The sequence below is a fragment of the Streptomyces sp. P17 genome (assembly GCF_032436805.1).
Taxonomy (GTDB): Bacteria; Actinomycetota; Actinomycetes; order Streptomycetales; family Streptomycetaceae; genus Streptomyces.
On the sequence record NZ_JAVRBF010000054.1, the window covers coordinates 44,632 to 60,944 of the forward strand.

General features: G+C 70.9%; 18 protein-coding genes and 1 pseudogene. 8 read left to right on the top strand and 11 right to left on the bottom strand.

Annotated elements, in window-relative coordinates; genetic code table 11:
• Nucleotides 1-80: 80 nt before the first annotated feature.
• From RMT89_RS29990 to RMT89_RS30015, 6 genes and pseudogenes are all read right to left on the bottom strand, one after another.
• Nucleotides 81-1,106: a hypothetical protein gene (locus tag RMT89_RS29990; RefSeq protein ID WP_315886913.1), complete on the bottom strand. Its 1,026-nt coding sequence runs from the start codon at nucleotides 1,104-1,106 to the stop codon at nucleotides 81-83.
• Nucleotides 1,106-1,780 (bottom strand): RNA polymerase sigma factor, encoded by a 675-nt coding sequence (locus RMT89_RS29995; protein ID WP_315886914.1) that lies wholly within the window; start codon nucleotides 1,778-1,780, stop codon nucleotides 1,106-1,108. Before RMT89_RS29995 ends, RMT89_RS29990 begins: the two co-directional genes overlap by 1 nt.
• A gap of 317 nt (nucleotides 1,781-2,097) precedes the next feature.
• Nucleotides 2,098-2,862 carry a hypothetical protein gene (locus RMT89_RS30000; RefSeq protein ID WP_315886915.1) on the bottom strand — a complete coding sequence of 255 codons (765 nt, stop codon included), beginning with the start codon at nucleotides 2,860-2,862 and terminating at the stop codon, nucleotides 2,098-2,100.
• Between the two features lie 100 nt (nucleotides 2,863-2,962).
• A complete protein-coding gene (locus tag RMT89_RS30005; protein ID WP_315886916.1) occupies nucleotides 2,963-3,580 on the bottom strand; it encodes an RNA polymerase sigma factor in 618 nt (205 codons plus the stop codon).
• Nucleotides 3,581-3,713: 133 nt separating this feature from the next.
• Nucleotides 3,714-3,842 carry a hypothetical protein gene (locus RMT89_RS30010; protein ID WP_315886931.1) on the bottom strand — a complete coding sequence of 43 codons (129 nt, stop codon included), beginning with the start codon at nucleotides 3,840-3,842 and terminating at the stop codon, nucleotides 3,714-3,716.
• Nucleotides 3,843-4,006: 164 nt separating this feature from the next.
• Nucleotides 4,007-4,223: pseudogene (locus RMT89_RS30015) on the bottom strand (hypothetical protein); the annotation flags it as partial.
• A gap of 269 nt (nucleotides 4,224-4,492) precedes the next feature.
• Between RMT89_RS30015 and RMT89_RS30020 the strand changes: the two are divergent.
• A complete protein-coding gene (locus RMT89_RS30020; RefSeq protein WP_315886917.1) occupies nucleotides 4,493-7,177 on the top strand; it encodes an FG-GAP-like repeat-containing protein in 2,685 nt (894 codons plus the stop codon).
• Between the two features lie 58 nt (nucleotides 7,178-7,235).
• On the opposite strand, the gene RMT89_RS30025 is transcribed toward RMT89_RS30020, so the two are convergent.
• Nucleotides 7,236-7,625: a hypothetical protein gene (locus RMT89_RS30025; protein WP_315886918.1), complete on the bottom strand. Its 390-nt coding sequence runs from the start codon at nucleotides 7,623-7,625 to the stop codon at nucleotides 7,236-7,238.
• A gap of 121 nt (nucleotides 7,626-7,746) precedes the next feature.
• On the opposite strand from RMT89_RS30025, the gene RMT89_RS30030 reads away from it, so the two are divergent.
• Nucleotides 7,747-8,277: a DUF1877 family protein gene (locus RMT89_RS30030; protein WP_315886919.1), complete on the top strand. Its 531-nt coding sequence runs from the start codon at nucleotides 7,747-7,749 to the stop codon at nucleotides 8,275-8,277.
• A 1-nt stretch (nucleotide 8,278) separates the two neighbouring features.
• On the opposite strand, the gene RMT89_RS30035 is transcribed toward RMT89_RS30030, so the two are convergent.
• From RMT89_RS30035 to RMT89_RS30045, 3 genes are all read right to left on the bottom strand, one after another.
• Nucleotides 8,279-8,830, bottom strand: a complete 552-nt coding sequence (locus RMT89_RS30035; protein WP_315886920.1) for a hypothetical protein — start codon at nucleotides 8,828-8,830, stop codon at nucleotides 8,279-8,281.
• Nucleotides 8,831-8,916: 86 nt separating this feature from the next.
• Nucleotides 8,917-9,417 (bottom strand): hypothetical protein, encoded by a 501-nt coding sequence (locus RMT89_RS30040; RefSeq protein ID WP_315886921.1) that lies wholly within the window; start codon nucleotides 9,415-9,417, stop codon nucleotides 8,917-8,919.
• A gap of 153 nt (nucleotides 9,418-9,570) precedes the next feature.
• Nucleotides 9,571-11,214: a family 20 glycosylhydrolase gene (locus RMT89_RS30045; RefSeq protein ID WP_315886922.1), complete on the bottom strand. Its 1,644-nt coding sequence runs from the start codon at nucleotides 11,212-11,214 to the stop codon at nucleotides 9,571-9,573.
• A gap of 154 nt (nucleotides 11,215-11,368) precedes the next feature.
• On the opposite strand from RMT89_RS30045, the gene RMT89_RS30050 reads away from it, so the two are divergent.
• The 5 genes from RMT89_RS30050 (at nucleotide 11,369) to RMT89_RS30070 (ending at nucleotide 15,475) form a co-directional block, all read left to right on the top strand.
• Nucleotides 11,369-11,923, top strand: coding sequence for a 2-oxo-4-hydroxy-4-carboxy-5-ureidoimidazoline decarboxylase (locus tag RMT89_RS30050; protein ID WP_315886923.1), 555 nt, complete (start codon nucleotides 11,369-11,371; stop codon nucleotides 11,921-11,923).
• A gap of 148 nt (nucleotides 11,924-12,071) precedes the next feature.
• Nucleotides 12,072-12,452 (top strand): succinate dehydrogenase, cytochrome b556 subunit, encoded by a 381-nt coding sequence (gene sdhC, locus RMT89_RS30055; RefSeq protein ID WP_315886924.1) that lies wholly within the window; start codon nucleotides 12,072-12,074, stop codon nucleotides 12,450-12,452.
• Nucleotides 12,453-12,457: 5 nt separating this feature from the next.
• Nucleotides 12,458-12,940 carry a succinate dehydrogenase hydrophobic membrane anchor subunit gene (locus RMT89_RS30060; protein ID WP_315886925.1) on the top strand — a complete coding sequence of 161 codons (483 nt, stop codon included), beginning with the start codon at nucleotides 12,458-12,460 and terminating at the stop codon, nucleotides 12,938-12,940.
• Between the two features lie 19 nt (nucleotides 12,941-12,959).
• Nucleotides 12,960-14,714, top strand: a complete 1,755-nt coding sequence (gene sdhA / locus RMT89_RS30065; protein WP_315886926.1) for a succinate dehydrogenase flavoprotein subunit — start codon at nucleotides 12,960-12,962, stop codon at nucleotides 14,712-14,714.
• Entirely contained in the window at nucleotides 14,714-15,475 is a 762-nt protein-coding gene (locus RMT89_RS30070; protein ID WP_315886927.1) for a succinate dehydrogenase iron-sulfur subunit, read from the top strand. The genes sdhA and RMT89_RS30070 overlap by 1 nt, the downstream gene beginning before the upstream one ends.
• A gap of 80 nt (nucleotides 15,476-15,555) precedes the next feature.
• Here RMT89_RS30070 and RMT89_RS30075 read toward each other — a convergent pair whose 3' ends face one another.
• Nucleotides 15,556-15,831, bottom strand: a complete 276-nt coding sequence (locus RMT89_RS30075) for a hypothetical protein (RefSeq protein ID WP_315886928.1) — start codon at nucleotides 15,829-15,831, stop codon at nucleotides 15,556-15,558.
• Nucleotides 15,832-15,898: 67 nt separating this feature from the next.
• Between RMT89_RS30075 and RMT89_RS30080 the strand changes: the two genes are divergently transcribed.
• Nucleotides 15,899-16,309 (top strand): VOC family protein, encoded by a 411-nt coding sequence (locus RMT89_RS30080; protein WP_315886929.1) that lies wholly within the window; start codon nucleotides 15,899-15,901, stop codon nucleotides 16,307-16,309.
• Nucleotides 16,310-16,313 lie beyond the last annotated feature (4 nt).

Sequence of the window (16,313 nt, forward strand, 5' to 3'; positions counted from 1 at the left end):
ACGTCACACCCCGCGCGAAAAAAGTTCCAGGGTTTACGAACCCGCAGGTCAGCCCGCGTGTCGCAGTGCCCGGGCGGGGATCACAGAGTGGAGTCCACCGGGTTCGGTGAGGCGCTCGCGGCGTCTGTTGCCGCCGGGGACGGAGTGCGCTCGGGCAGCAGCGGCGTGGTCGACGACGAGGGCGTGTCCGAGGTGGCGCCGTCGGTGCGGTGGTCGTTGCCGGGGCGGCGGTGGTCGCGGCCCTTGCCGTCCCCGTCCTTGTCGTCCTCGTCGTCCTGCCCGGTGCCGCGGCCGTCGCTCTCGCCCTTGCCTCGGCCCTCGCCGTCCGCGGAGTCACCGGCCAGGGCCTTGCAGTACTTCGACACGCGCGCGGAGCCGCCCGCGGCGGCCTCCAGGGCGCGTCTGCTGTCGTCGCCGAGGCGCTTGCCCGCGTAGAGGTCACGGCAGGCCGAGGTGACGGCGCCGTTCCAGCTGCCGCCGGCCCGGTCCTCCTGCCTGCCCGTCGTGGCGCCCGGGTCGGTGCCGCCGCCCGGAGTCTGTCGCGAGGCGTCCGGGGCAGGTGCGGTGGGCTCGGCGTCGGGCACGCTCTCGCCCTCGACGGCGTCGTCCGGGGACGGCGACACCAGCGGGCGCTCGGGCGGCACGGCTGCCGAGACCGAGGCGGCGGGCTCCGGTTCGCTGCCGTCGAAGGGCGTGGGCAGGACTCCGGTTCCGGCCGCGACCGCGACTCCGCCGACCATGCCGACGGCCAGCGCGGCGGCCAGGCCCAGGCGCACCGGGCGCGCCCAGCGGGGGCGGCGGGCACCGCGCGCGGGTGAGCCGAGGCGGACGAGTCCGGCGTCGGACGAGTGCGGGCCGGAGGGGTGACCGAGGGGAGCGGGGGCGTCGGCGCGCTCGGTGCGGGCCGCGCGGAAGGCGGCCAGCGCGGCGGCCTCGCCGGGGAGTTCGGCGCTGAGCGGCGGGGGTTCGACGGTCAGTGACTCAAGCGTCTTGGCGAGGCGCTCCGCCTGGTCCCGGTCGGCCGCGTCGACAGCTTCCAGTGGCTCCCCGCGCAGCAGACGTTCCGCCGTTTCCGGGTCCAGCCACCTGTACTGCTCGTCGGCCATCACACATCCTTCTGCGTCCGCGCACGCGTATGCGTCACACTCGCGGACGTCACCGCGCGGCCGCGCGGTTCTCGCTGGGGCGGCAGGGCGTCGAGGACCCCGGCAGATTCCGGATCGCTCTCCGGGCGGTCGCCGAGCAGTTCGGCAAGGCGTTTGAGACCCCGGTGCGCCGCCGTGCGGACCGCGCCCGGGCGCTTGCCCAGCGTCTCCGCGGCGGTCTTCGCGTCGAGGCCCACGACCACGCGCAGGACGACTGCTTCCGCCTGGTCCTGCGGCAGCCGGGCGATCAGGGAGAGGGTGCCGTCGGTGGCCAGGGCCTCGATGGCCTCGCCCGCGGTGTCGGACTCGGCGGCCCGGCCGGTCAGTTCCGTCTCGTCGCCGCCGATCGCGGGGCGGCGGCCGCGCATGCGTATGTGGTCCAGCGCGCGGTTGCGGGCTATCCGGGCGGCCCAGCCGCGGAAGCGGTCCGCGTCCCCGCTGAAGCGGTCCAGGTCACGCGCTATCTGCAGCCAGGACTCCGACGCCACGTCCTCGGCGTCCGGGTCGCCGACCAGCGTCCGTACGTATCCGAGCAGACGCGGGTGCACCGCGCGGTACACAGTCCGGAACGCGGTCTCGTCCCCGTCCTGTGCCGCAAGCACCGCGGCCGTCAGCTCCGCGTCGTCCCCCAGCACTCGGTACCTCGGTAGATGGTCGGTGGATGGCCCCGGCTCGGCGGCCCGCCGCTGGTTTCAGTGATCATCCGACTTTCACCGTGCGGCGCGAAAGGCACGTTACGACCTGAAACCGCTGCTCGTCCATGTCCGTACAAGGCGCAACACACTCGTGACGGACGGGGGTGTGACAGAAAACGCACTCATGGCGCTGTAGGAAGTACGGGCCGCCGCGCGGCCCGTGCCGCGCGACGGCCGGGGCCTCTCCTGTGGGGGGTGGCGGCCCCGGCCGTTGCTTTGGCAGGGGACCTGTGAGGCCAACTCCGGGACGTGCGCGGTCAGTTCTTCTTGCCGCCGACCTTGTCCTTGGTCCTGCCGGAGCCGGTGCCACCGCTGTTGGCGTTGCCCTCGTCGGCCTTGCCCTTGCCCTTGCTCTTGCCCTTGCCCTTGTCGGCCTTGCCCTTGCCCTTGCTCTTGCCCTTGTCGGCCTTGCCCTTGCCGTTGCCCTTGTCGGCATCCGCGAGGCGCGCCGCGCAGTACGCGCCGACCTTGTCCTCGCCGCCCGCCGCCTCGACGAGCCGCTGCCAGGCCGTGGACTCCAGCGCCTTGCCGTCTCCCCCCACCTGGTCGTAGGCACGGCACTTGGCCTCGGTGTCCGCGGCGGTGGCCGGGCGGTCGGGGGACGCGCCGCCGGAGGTCGCGGAGGGGGACTCGGCGGGCCGGGAGGAGGGCGTGGCCCGGTCGCCGGCGGAGTCCGAGGAGGAACCGCTCGTGCCGATCGCGGCGAAGGCGCCCCCGCCGAGGGCGAGGCTCGCGACGAACAGCGAGAGCGTGGCCCGGAGCGAGCGGACCGTGCGGCGCCGGGTCCGGGGCCGCCAGTCGTCCCGGCGCCGGCTGCGGGCCCGGTGCGCGCCCGCCTCCCGGGCGGCCCGGAAGGCGGCGACGGCGCGCTGCTCACCCTCGGCGTCGACGGTGGCCGGGCGCATGGCGGCGGCGAGCAGGGCCTCCAGGTCGGGACCGGCTACGGGCGGGCCGGACGCGGTGCCGTGAGGGTGCGCACGCCGACGGTCGGCAGCGCCGCCGTCGCTCAGCTGTTCACCCATGTCCGTTTCCGTTCCTGTCCGACCTGTCTGAATTATTCGGCCTGTCCGAGCCGGAAGCGCGGCGCTCCCCCCGGTCCTACGCCCGCGCTTCCCTCTCCGTTCATTTCGACTCCCCCAGCGTCCGGGGGCCGTCATCCGTCACACCTTCCACGCCCAGCTGGCCGGCCAGGCGCTTCAGCCCCCGGTACGCGGCGGTGCGCACCGCGCCGGGACGCTTGCCGAGAACCCGGGCCGCCGCCGGTCCGTCGAGACCCACGACCACCCGCAACAGCACGGCCTCGGCCTGGTCGCGCGGCAGCCCTCGGACCAGTTCCAGGGCGTACTCGGTGGAGATGGACTCCAGCGCCTGGTCGTGCGTGCTGTGCGGGCCCGGCAGATCGAGTACGTCCTGCTCGGTCGCCGTCGACCGGGGCCGTACCCGCTGTCTGCGCAGATGGTCCAGTGCCCGGTGCCGGGCGATGGTCGCGCTCCAGCCGCGGAAGCCCGCCCCGTCGCCCTTGAACCGGCCGAGGTCGCGGGCGATCTCCAGCCAGGCGTCGGAGGCCACGTCCTCGGCGTCGTCGCCGACGATGCCGCGCAGATAGCCGAGGAGCCCGGGCTGCACGATCCGGTAGGCGACCGCGAAGGCCGCCTCGTCACCCTCCTGCGCCCGCGCGACGGCCGCGCCCAGCTCCCCGTCGTACGCCTGCTCGCGACGGGGTTCCGCTCCCTGGCCCAAGTACTGTCCTCGTCCTACGAGTTCGCGGCGGACCCGCCCGCACGGCGCGGCCCCGCCCTTTGCCCACGCCCCCACGGTCAACAGCGCCGGGCTTCACAGAAGTGTCACAGCAACCGCTGTCTCCCCACTCGTCTCATGCCACCGCCCGCCGGGCCCGGCCGCGCAGCGTCAGACAGAAGGTCTGCAAGGACTCCTCGGGACCGCCCGCCTCGAAGCGGTTGTGGACCTTGCCGAGCGGGTTCCAGACCCGGCCGTCCGGCATCCGTACGCCGATCGGCTGGCCGAAGCAGGCCCGCTGACGCTCGTCTAGAAGTGTCCTGAAGATCTCGCTTGGGCCGCCCCGATCGCCCAGGTTCGCCCGCCAAAGTCGATCGGGGCAATCCGGTGCAAGTCGGGCGCGTTTCAAGATTCTCAGTGGTCTCCTAGGTCGACCCACACCGCGCCCGCCCGGCGCACCAGCACCTCACCGACGTACGCGCCGAGTCCGAAGAGCGTCTCGTGGGCCCGTTCCCGGTCGGCGCCGCCCTTGCGCAGACCGTCGATCAGGAAGTCGACGGCCCGCAGGGCTGGCCACGGAGTAGTCGAGCGGCAGCCGGTGCCGGGCGGTGACACTGGCGACAAAAGCCGCCGTGTGCCCGCGCATCGCGCTCGCGCGCGGCACTCGCTCCTCCACCTGGTCCACCGGCCCACCCCTCCGGTCGATCCGTGGGGGACCTTTCGACTCCCCCACAGCATCAAGCGGATTTCGACACGCGGGCATCACGGGTCATCACTGTGCTCATGCGCACACAGAAAAGTCACAGGACCGTACAACCTTTTGCCCGGGTGATGTTTGGACCCGACCCAACGCTGAGTGGAGAGCGCGCCTGTTACAGGTGTGGCGATCGTGTCCAATCTCTAGGGGTGGGGTAGTTGAGTCCTCGTAGGACCCATGCGTACAAGCCGCTCAGTCTGAAGCGGCGGGCCTGGCTGACCGTCGGGGCGGTCGTCCTGAGCGGGGCGGGAGTCGTCACCTATGCGATGGCGGACCAGTCCACGCCGTCCGACGACAAGGCGGGCGAGCGCAAGCCGTCCGTGCACACGCTGAGGCTCAAGAACGAGAGCGCGGGCCGCAAGGGCCTCGACAAGCAGGGCACCGAGCCGTTCAGCGCGGTCGTGGTGACCTGGGACGACCCCGAGGCGGAGACCAAGGGCACGCCCGAGGTGCGCACCCGGGACATCGAGACCGGCGAGTGGTCGGCGTGGCAGAAGCTGGTCCTGGAGCCGAGCCAGGCCGACGGCGCGGAGGCCGAGCGGGCCGCCCTGCGCGGCGGTACGGAGTCGGTGTGGACCGGTGAGTCCGACGGCGTCGAGGTGCGGGTCGTGAACGCCGACGGCACCGAGGTCGGCGGGCAGCCGGCCGGCATGGACGTCAAGCTGCTGGATCCGGGCACGGATCCGGAGGGCGGGGTGGAGCCGGCGGCCTTCGCAGTGGAGGAGACCACGGCGCCCGCCACGGCCTCTCCGACGGAGACCGCCGTCTCGGCGTCCCCCACGGAGACCACCTCCCCGACGGAGACCGCCGTCTCGGCGTCCCCCACGGAGACCACCTCCCCGACGGCCACGGCCACGGCCTCCCCGACGCCGACGCCGACGCCGACCCCCACCTCCACGGTCCCGGCCCCCCGCCCCTCCACGGTCGTCAAACCGCCGGTCATCACGCAGGCCGAGTGGGGGGCGTCGACGGACTACAACGGCACGCCGAGCTACGGCACCGACATCAAGGCCGCCGTCATCCACCACACCGGCGTCGACAGCGACAACACGCTGTCCTGCGCCGAGTCCGCGGCCCGGATGCGCACGATCCAGCAGGCGCACTTCGCGCAGGACTACTTCGACGTCGGCTACAACTTCGTCGTCGACAAGTGCGGCCAGATCTTCGAGGGCCGCAGCGGCGGCATGGACCTGCCGGTGACCGGCGCGCACGACGCCGGTTTCAACACCGACACGCTCGGCATCTCGTACATCGGCAACTTCGAGTCGGCCAAGCCGTCCAAGGCCGCCCTCGACGCCATCGCGCGGGTCATCGCGTGGAAGTTCGGGATGTACGGCATCGACCCGACCGGCAAGGTCACGCTGACCTCCCGCGCTCCGCTGAACGACAGCGGCAACAAGGTCGCCGAGGGCCAGCAGATCACCCTGCCGCGGGTCTTCGGCCACAAGGACACCAACTCCACGGCCTGCCCGGGCCTCAACCTCTACGCCAAGCTGGGCAGCATCGCCTCGCTGGCCAAGACCCCGGGCATCTCGCACGCCCTGGCCACCACCGACTTCAACCGCGACGGCGTCAGCGACCTGGTCGCCGGCACCCCGAAGGCGAACCGCGTCACCGTGGTCCCGGGCGGTGTCGACGGCCCCGTCACGGCGTCGAGGATCGGCTTCACCCAGAACAGCGCCGGTGTCCCCGGGACCTCCGAGACCGGTGACTCCTTCGGTGCCGCGACCGCCTGGGGCGATGTCAACGGCGACGGTCACGCGGACCTCGCGATCGGCTCGCCGGGCGAGGACGACACCAGCGGCAACGCGGACCGCGGCCAGGTCACGGTCATGTACGGCCCGGCCCTCACCACCGGTTTCTCGTACACCACCACCGGCGTCACCGCGGCCGGCGCCAAGCTCGGTTCGGCCGTCACCGTCGGCGACTTCAACGGCGACGGCAAGGCCGACGTCTTCTCGGCCGGCACCGGCAAGGGCGGCAGCTACAACGTCCGCCTGACCGGCGGCTCGACGACGTACGGCACTCTCACCACCGCCACCGGCGCGGTCGCCCACCTCGACGCCGCGACGGGCGACTTCAACCGGGACGGCTACGCGGACGTCGCCCTCAACTACCGCGACAGCGGCGGCGTCGGGCGCGTGGTCCGCTTCGCGGGCTCGGCGACCGGTCTGACCAAGGCCGGGGTCCTGTCGGTCAAGGGGGGCCGCTCCATAGCCGCCGGTGACTTCAACGGCAACGGCTACGACGACATCGTCATCGGCCAGCCGGTCGCCTCGGAGTCGGGCGCGATCTCGGGCGGCCAGATCACCATGCTGTTCGGCACCTCGACGGGGTTCACCACCACCGGGATGAAGGTCATCCACCAGGACACCTCGGGCGTCCCCGGCGGCAACGAGTCCGGCGACTCCTTCGGCATCTCCGTCTCGGCCGGTGACTTCAACGCCGACGGCTACGCCGACGTCCTGACCGGCGCCCGCGGCGAGGACCTCACCCGCAGCTCCGTCAACTACGCCAACGCGGGCACCGTGGTCCTCGTCAAGGGCGGCTCGACCGGCCTGACCGGCACCGGCTCGATGGCGATCTCGCAGGACACCACGAGCGTCCCCGGCACCGCGGAGGCGGGCGACCTGTTCGGTACGTCGGTGTCGCTGACCGACCTGTCCGGCTACGGCCGCGCCGACCTCACCATCGGCGCCGACGGCGAGGACGGCACGGACGGCATCCTGCTGTACATCCCGAGCAACAGCACGGGCCTCGGCTACGGCGACTCGGTGATCTACAGCAAGTCCACCCTCGGTACGCCGACCGACGGCGGCCTCGGGCAGGTGCTGGCGCCGTAACGGCTTCGGCCCACAGATCCGGCCGGGGTCCCGCCCACTGCACGGGACCCCGGCCGCTTCACCTCCCGGAGTTCGTCGCGTCCCGGCACAGCAGCCGCAGCGAGCCGTCCCCGGCGAAGCACCGGCGGGCCTCGTCGAACGGGTCCCACAACTTGCCGTCGGGCGTGCGTATCCAGTGGTCGCCGCCGCTCGACCACCACTCGGCGCCCGTCTGACGGGCGATCACCTCACCGGCGTACGCGCCGAAGCCGCGCAGCACGCTGTCCACGGCGGCGCGCGGAGTGCCCTCCCGGCGCAGATCGTCGATCATCCGGTCCACCCGCCACAGGCTCTGCGCCGAGTAGTCGAGGCGCAGCCGCGCCCCCTCACGCATCGTCGAAACCGCGTCCGCCGCCCACCGCACCGGCTTCGCCGCGGCTGAGGGCCTGGTCTGCTGATGTGTCGTCACATCGACAAGAGCGTGGCCGCCGCGCGTTTCGTCACCCGGATCCGGGGACTGCCCGGGATGGGTGCAGGACCGCCCCGGCTCCACCTCAGGACTGCCACAGGAACCCCTCAGAAAAACAGGTGTGACATCTGACCGCGCCCGTGCGCTCCAGTCACTGATGAGCATGTACTTCCATCTGCGCGCGGTGCCACCCCCGGCGCTGCGCAACAGCGCGACCTGGTTCCGCCGGCTGTTCGCCGACGACTGGAACACCGTCCGGGAGCGGATCGGCCGGCACCGCGAGGAGGTGCTGGACAAGGGGTATCTGCACCACGCGGTGCTGTACTCCGGTGTCCCCCCGCACCAGGCGCCGGACGGCCCGCGCGCCCATGTGGTGCTGGGCGGCCGCCCGGTCTCCCACCCCGACCCGTCCCTGCCGCCGTTCCTGCTGCTCACCGCCGCCCAGGCCGGCCGGGTCGCCGACTACTTGGCGGGGACGGACTTCGAGGAACTGTGGCACCAGTCCCGCGAGGAGCTGATGCGCCCGTACGGCATGCCGGAGGCCGAGCGGGACGTGCGCTGCGCCTTCGCCTCGGCACACCGGGACCTGACCGCGTTCTACGCGCAGACGGCCCAGTACGGCGACGCGGTGGTGAAGTGGCTGATGGTCTGAGTCAGACCCGCCCCCGCGCTCGCCGCGACACCACGGCGCGCAACACCCGCCGCCCCTCGACGGACACCTCCAGGGCAGGCCGGAGCCCGCCCACGCCATGCCCGGCGAGCAGCTCCAGCACGGTGATCTGGCGCCGCAGTTCGGCGGCGACGAGCGGCGACATGCCCTCCGTACGGCCTTCGCGGCGGGCGTCGACCGAGGAGGCCTCGTCGGCGACCAGGTCGAGCATCCGGTGGATCTGCAGCGAGGCGACCGAGCAGGCGTCCGCCCACAGCCGCACCTCGGCGGCCGTGCGGTCGGCCGGGGCCGCCTCCAGCATCCGGCGGGCCAGCAGCGTGGCCTCGTCCGGCGAGTCCGCCGTACCGTCGATCTTGCCGCGTACCTGTTCCAGCTGTCCGGCCCAGTCGCCGGACGGCTCGGCGAGGCTCGCCCACAGGGGCCGCAGCAGCTCGTCGTCACCGCCCAGCAGGGGCACGCACCGGTCCAAACAAGCCAACCCGCTGGCGGCCAGTCCGCGTTCGTCGGCCTGAGCGATCAGTTCCACCAGGCTCATCCGGCACTCCTTCGGCGGGGTCTCTACAGGCCCCTTCCCTAACGGAGCCCACACTTCCCCTTACTGCGTGCGACAGCCCAGGAGTGTCACAGGGGCACCACTCCGAGCCGGTCGAGCAGCCGGAAGAAGAGGTTTTCGGCCAAGGGGTCGGGGTCGGCGCCGAACACATCGAGCAGGGGCTCGGCCGCCACGGTGTGCCCGGCCTCGGCGGCCCAGGCGGCGGCCCGCTCGGCGGCGTCACGCGGCTCCAGGAAGTAGTCCTCCAGGGCGAGTCCCTCCCCCGCGCCGAGCCGGTTCGCCATCGCGTCGCGCCCGAGGCAGGTCGTCCACGCCCCGCTCTCCGGGCCCGCCGCCTCCACCACCGCGCAGTCGCTGTCCATGACGTACCCGAACAGCGCGGGCGCCCCGGTCTGATGGGCGAGCTCATGCATGTTCCCGACATCGCCCTCGCCGCTCGGGTACTCCCAGACCTGCCAGCCGTCCGGCGCCTCCTGGCGCAGGGTCAGGCCCGACGCGCCCGCCAGTGCCGCCAGCTCCGCGAGCGGCCGCTCGCCGCGCCCCACGACGAAGTACCCCCAGTAGCCCATGTCCGTTCCCCCAGGCTGTTCGCTTCGGCTCGGGCCGAATACACCACAGCCGTACACCCGTTCGCAGCCGGATCGGACAATCCGGTGTCCAGGCGGGCACGGGGGCAGGTCCCTGGAGTGCCTTCTCGATATCGCGTGAACGAGGCCCGCTCCTCAGCCCAGCCGGTCGGCCAGTGCCTTGAAGTCCGCCCAGGACTGCTTCGGCGTTCCCGGGTTCCAGAGCTTCTCGACGGTCGCCCGCAGCGGCATGCGGATGCCGGCCGCCACCTGGTCCTGGGTCTGGGAGTTCGCGAGGTCGCACCAGACGGCGAAGGAGCCGCCGAGGATCTGGCCGTTGTACTTCGCCGGAACCGGCTGAGTGCCGCGCAGGACCAGCGGGGTCCACTGCTCGTAGATGCGCTGCCCGGTCGGATAGACGAAGGTCTGCGGCTGGCCGAGGACGTAGTACAGGAACTCGTCGTTGTAGTTGATGACCTCCCGGCCCTCCGCCAGATACTCCACCGGCAGCCGGGCGCCGATCTCCTTGCCCGTCCAGTAGGCCACCTGGATGTCCTCGTCGGCCTCGACGGAGGTGTCGCTGAAGAAGCCGTCGTTCCAGGCGCGGGGGATCCGGTCGCGGACACGGACCGTGGCGGCGCGGTCGTTGAGCCAGCCCGTGGCCAGGTCGGCGACGGTCGCCCCGGAGCCGTAAGCCTCCCGCGCCGCTCTCGCGAGCTGCGGGAAGGAGGCCTCGGGGTCGGAGACGGTCAGCGCCTGGTACTCGTCACCGCCGACATGCCACTGACCGCCCGGGAAGAGCTCGGCGTATTCGTTCAGCAGATCGTCGACGATCTGGGCGGACTCGTCCTTGGAGATGTCGATCGCCCCGCGGGTGGCCACGCCCGCCGTGTTGCGCAGTTGCAGATCGGGATGGGCCGCGATCACCGCGCCCAGGTGCCCCGGCGAGTCGATCTCGGGCACGACGGTGATGTGCCGTTCCCTGGCGACCGCGACGATCCGCCGGACCTCGGCCTTGGTCAGATGCGGCTCGGAGACGACCTCGGGATGCGACGAGGACTCGATCCGGAACGCCTGGTCGTCGGAGAAGTGCAGCCCCAGCTGGTTGAACTTGAGATCGCCCAGCTCCCGGACCCGGTCCTCGATCCAGTCGGCGGTGAAGTGCTTGCGCGCGATGTCCAGCATGAACCCGCGCACCTTTTTCGCCGGTTCGTCCCGTACGACCCCCTCGGGCGCCGTACCACCCCCGTGCACCGCCTGCTTCAGCGTCCGGGTCCCGTAGAACACGCCCGCATCCGCGGCCCCGCTGATGTTCACCCGCCCGCCGCGCACGGTCAGGGAGTACGACTCCGGGTTCGCGCCCTCATCGTCGTTCAGCGACAGCCGTACGTCTCCGGCGCGCACGTCGTCCTTCTCGCCGGCGTAGGTCAGCCCCAGCTCCTGCGCGAGCAGCCGCCCCTCGTCGGCCAGATCCGCGTCCCCGACGACCACCCGCTCCCCCCGCACCGGCCGCCACCCGGGCCCACGCGCCGGCGTGTGCGAGCGGACGGCCGGGATGGTCCGGGGCGTACTGGAGAGCGCGTACGACCGGCTCGGACTCGGCCTCGGACCGACCGCGGGCCGGGACGACTCCTCACCGGACGGCTGCCGCACCGCCGAGCCCGTGGGCCCGGAGGCGCTGTCATCACCACCGGAAGCCCACAGTCCGAGTCCCACCCCGGACGCGGCGACCAGGGCCCCGACCAGGAGGGCCCGCTGAACGACCTTCTTCTCCGGCGCCCGGCGCCTGTGCTGGCTCACCCAGCCAACGTACGACCGATGAGCGCTTCACGCGTCCACCACACGTTCCGAAACTCTCCCGTTCGGCTGAAATTCGGGCATCCGTCGGACGCCTCACGCGCACTGTCGATAACGTAGCGACACATCTCTCACAGCATCCCCTGCCGAAACGCACGTGACGCCCACACACCTCCCTGGCCGAGTGGCCATACCCCACCAGAAGCGCGGCACCACCCTGGAGCGCTTCAACACGGCACCCGCCGCCGAGGTCCAGCACACCCTCCTGACCTGCCTGCGCAGCCTCCGCTGGGCCCACCGCATCACGACCCACCGCCCGTACCCGACGCTGGACGCCCTGCTCGCGGCCTCCGACGAGGCGGCGTACGACCTGACCCCGGCGGACCTGACGGAGGCGCTGGCGGGAGAGGTCCTGCCGACACTTCCGGCGGGTTCGTACAGCGCGGCTCATACGGCACTGAGCGCGGCGCGTGCGGCGTACGAGACGAAATTCGGTCACGTGTTCGTGATCTGCGTCGATGGCCTACCGCCGACCGAGACCCTGAACCACGTCCTGACAGCCATCCGGTCACGATTGACAAACGATCCGGAGGAGGAACGGGTAGTGGCGTGGGAGGAACTCCGGCAACTGGCCAGGGGACGTTTGCTGGACCTACTCAGGGGCGCGGGGAACTGCGCGACCAGCCACAACGAACCGGCACCCGGCAAATAACAGGACACACCACCCCCCGGGCCGCCCCCGCGTAAGCCAATCCCGGCCACCTGGATAACATGCTGGGGGCCGGTGGACCGTACCCGGCCGGGCCCGACCGACAGCACAAGCCGGCGCGGCCCCAATCCCCGCTCCCGGAGGGACTTCCGTGCCGGCTGGAACGCTGTACCGCGGCCGGGAAGGAATGTGGTCCTGGGTGGCTCACCGAGTCACCGGCGTCCTCATCTTCTTCTTCCTGTTCGTTCACGTGCTGGACACCGCACTCGTCCGGGTCTCCCCCGAGACCTACGACGAGGTCGTCGCGACGTACAAGACGCCGATCATCGCGCTGATGGAGTACGGCCTGACCGCCGCCGTCCTCTTCCACGCACTCAACGGCCTGCGCATCATCGCCGTCGACTTCTGGTCCAAGGGCCCCCGCTACCAGAAGCAGATGCTCTGGTCCGCCGTCGGTCTGTGGCTGGTGCTGATGGCGGGGGCGATCTACCCCCTCCTCGGCCACGCCGCTCGTGAACTCTTCGGGAGCTGACGCCCATGTCCACGACTGAGAAGACCGCGTCCGGGATCGGCCCCGTCGAGGGCGCCTCCCTGTACAACGTCGACAACCCGGCCCCGCTCATCGAGGCCCCGCGCAAGCGCACCAAGAAGACCCCGAAGTCCACGCGCGGCAACTTCGAGATGGCCGCCTGGCTGTTCATGCGCCTGTCCGGCGTCGTGCTGGTCGTCCTGGTCATCGGCCACCTGCTGATCCAGCTGGTGCTCGACGGCGGCGTCTCCAAGATCGGCTTCGCCTTTGTGGCGGGCCGCTGGGCGTCCCCGTTCTGGCAGGTCTGGGACCTGTTGATGCTCTGGCTCGCGACGCTGCACGGCGCCAACGGCCTGCGCACGATCATCAACGACTACGCGGAGCGCGCGAACACCCGGCTGTGGCTCAAGGGCCTGCTCTACACCGCCACGGTGTTCACCATCCTGCTCGGCACGCTGGTGATCTTCACCTTCGACCCGAACATCCGCTAGGCACGGGGCTGCGAGAATCATGAAGATCCACAAGTACGACACCGTCATCGTCGGCGCCGGTGGCGCCGGTATGCGCGCCGCCATCGAGTCGACGAAGCGCAGCCGCACCGCCGTGCTGACCAAGCTCTACCCCACCCGCTCCCACACGGGCGCCGCGCAGGGCGGCATGGCCGCCGCGCTGGCCAACGTGGAGGAGGACAACTGGGAGTGGCACACCTTCGACACGGTCAAGGGCGGTGACTACCTGGTCGACCAGGACGCCGCCGAGATCCTGGCGAAGGAGGCCATCGACTCGGTCCTCGACCTGGAGAAGATGGGCCTGCCGTTCAACCGCACCCCGGACGGCACCATCGACCAGCGCCGCTTCGGCGGTCACAGCCGTAACCACGGCGAGGCCCCGGTCCGCCGGTCCTGCTACGCCGCGGACCGCACCGGCCACATGATCCTCCAGACGCTGTACCAGAACTGCGTCAAGGAGGGCGTGGAGTTCTTCAACGAGTTCTACGTCCTCGACCAGCTCATCACCGAGGTGGACGGCGTCAAGCGCTCGGCCGGTGTGGTCGCCTACGAGCTGGCCACCGGTGAGATCCACGTCTTCCAGGCGAAGGCCGTCATCTACGCCTCCGGCGGCTGCGGCAAGTTCTTCAAGGTGACGTCGAACGCGCACACCCTGACCGGCGACGGCCAGGCCGCCGTGTACCGTCGCGGGCTGCCGCTGGAGGACATGGAGTTCTTCCAGTTCCACCCGACCGGCATCTGGCGCATGGGCATCCTGCTGACGGAGGGCGCCCGTGGTGAGGGCGGCATCCTCCGCAACAAGGACGGCGAGCGCTTCATGGAGAAGTACGCGCCGGTCATGAAGGACCTCGCCTCCCGTGACGTCGTCTCGCGCTCCATCTACACGGAGATCCGTGAGGGCCGCGGCTGCGGTCCCGAGGGCGACCACGTCTACCTCGACCTCACCCACCTCCCGCCGGAGCAGCTCGACGCCAAGCTGCCCGACATCACCGAGTTCGCGCGGACGTACCTCGGCATCGAGCCCTACACGGACCCGATCCCGATCCAGCCGACCGCGCACTACGCGATGGGCGGCATCCCGACGAACGTCGAGGGTGAGGTGCTCGCCGACAACACGACCGTGGTTCCGGGTCTGTACGCCGCCGGTGAGGTCGCCTGTGTGTCGGTGCACGGCGCCAACCGTCTGGGCACGAACTCCCTGCTGGACATCAACGTGTTCGGCAAGCGGGCGGGTATCGCCGCGGCGAACTACTCCCGGACGGCCGAGTTCGTCGAGCTGCCGGAGAACCCGGCGGAGCTGGTGATCGACCAGGTCGAGCGCCTGCGCACGTCCACCGGCACCGAGCGGGTGGCGGTGCTCCGCAAGGAGCTGCAGGAGACCATGGACGCCAACGTCATGGTGTTCCGCACCGAGCAGACGATCAAGACCGCGGTCGAGAAGATCGCCGAGCTGCGCGAGCGCTACCGGAACGTCTCGATCCAGGACAAGGGCAAGCGGTTCAACACGGACCTGCTGGAGGCCATCGAGCTTGGCAACCTGCTCGACCTGGCCGAGGTCATGGCCGTCTCCGCGCTCGCCCGCAAGGAGTCCCGCGGCGGTCACTACCGCGAGGACTACCCGAACCGCGACGACGTCAACTTCATGCGCCACACCATGGCGTACCGCGAGGTGGGCGACGACGGCACGGAGTCCGTACGTCTCGACTACAAGCCGGTCGTCCAGACCCGCTACCAGCCGATGGAGCGTAAGTACTGATGGCAACCCCCGTTCTGGACAAGGTGGAGGCGGAGTCCGCCGCCTCTCCCTACATCACCGTCACCTTCCGCGTCCGCCGGTTCAACCCGGAGGTCTCGGCCGAGGCGACCTGGGAAGACTTCCAGCTGGAGATCGACCCCAAGGAGCGCGTCCTCGACGGTCTGCACAAGATCAAGTGGGAGGTCGACGGCACGCTGACCTTCCGACGCTCCTGCGCGCACGGCATCTGCGGTTCCGACGCCATGCGGATCAACGGCAAGAACCGTCTCGCGTGCAAGACGCTGATCAAGGACATCAACCCCGAGAAGCCGATCACGGTCGAGCCCATCAAGGGCCTCACGGTCCTGAAGGACCTCGTGGTCGACATGGAGCCGTTCTTCCAGGCGTACCGCGATGTGATGCCCTTCCTCATCACGAAGGACACCAACGAGCCGACGCGTGAGCGTCTGCAGACCGCCGAGGACCGTGAGCGCTTCGACGACACCACGAAGTGCATCCTGTGCGCCGCGTGCACGTCGTCCTGCCCGGTCTTCTGGAACGACGGCCAGTACTTCGGCCCGGCGGCCATCGTCAACGCGCACCGCTTCATCTTCGACTCGCGTGACGAGGCCGGCGAGCAGCGCCTGGAGATCCTCAACGACAAGGACGGCGTGTGGCGCTGCCGCACGACCTTCAACTGCACGGACGCCTGTCCGCGCGGTATCGAGGTCACCAAGGCCATCGCCGAGGTGAAGAAGGCGCTGATCACGCGCCGCTTCTGAGCTTCCGCGCTTCGCTTCGGCCCAGGGCCCTGTTCCCCTCTCTTCGGGATCGGGGCCCTCCGGCTTTTCCGGGGGCATGGTCAGCCGCCGACCAGCGGTATGAGCCTCAGGAACCTGACCTCTGTGTCTGCTGTGAGGTCGATTTCCTCGTCCAGGTCGGTGAGTTGGCGGTCGCCGACCAGGAGGATCAGGCCGTTCGCGGTGAAGGCCTTCGGGGCCCGCTCCCTGTCGGCCTCCCGACGCACCCGGCGCCGGATCAACTCCCGGACCGTCAGCCGCTCCTCCGCGACGTCGAGCCGCAGGCCCGTCTCGCGCTGCCCCGTGGTCGTCTCGTCGACGAAGGTCACCTGTCCCATACGCCGACAGTACGAGCCGCCACTGACAATCCCGGGATCCGGCCGATCATCGGCCTACTCTGACTGTGTGTCAGATGACGAGTCGTACGAACTGCTCGGGTTCGACAACATGCTGCTGCCCGTCGGTGACCTCGGTGAGGCCGTCGGGTTCTACGAACACGCTGGGTTCACGGTGGCGTTCCGGTTCGACGAGGCGGGAATCGCGCTGCTGAAGGTGGGCGGTGAGACGCCCGGGATCCTGCTGCGGCAGGAGGAGGCTCTTGAGCACCGGCCGCCGCCCTGGCACTCGCCCCGGCTGTGGCTGGAGGTGCCGGACGCGCGCGCGGCCGCCCGCCGGCTGGCCGGAGCCGGGATCGCGCCGCTGGACGAGCCGTTCCCGGTGGCCACCGGGTGGACCGTCGAGGTCGCCGACCCCTGGGGGAACGTCTTCGGGCTCACCGACTACTCCAAGCGTCCGGCACTCGGCCGAAGACCGTGACGCA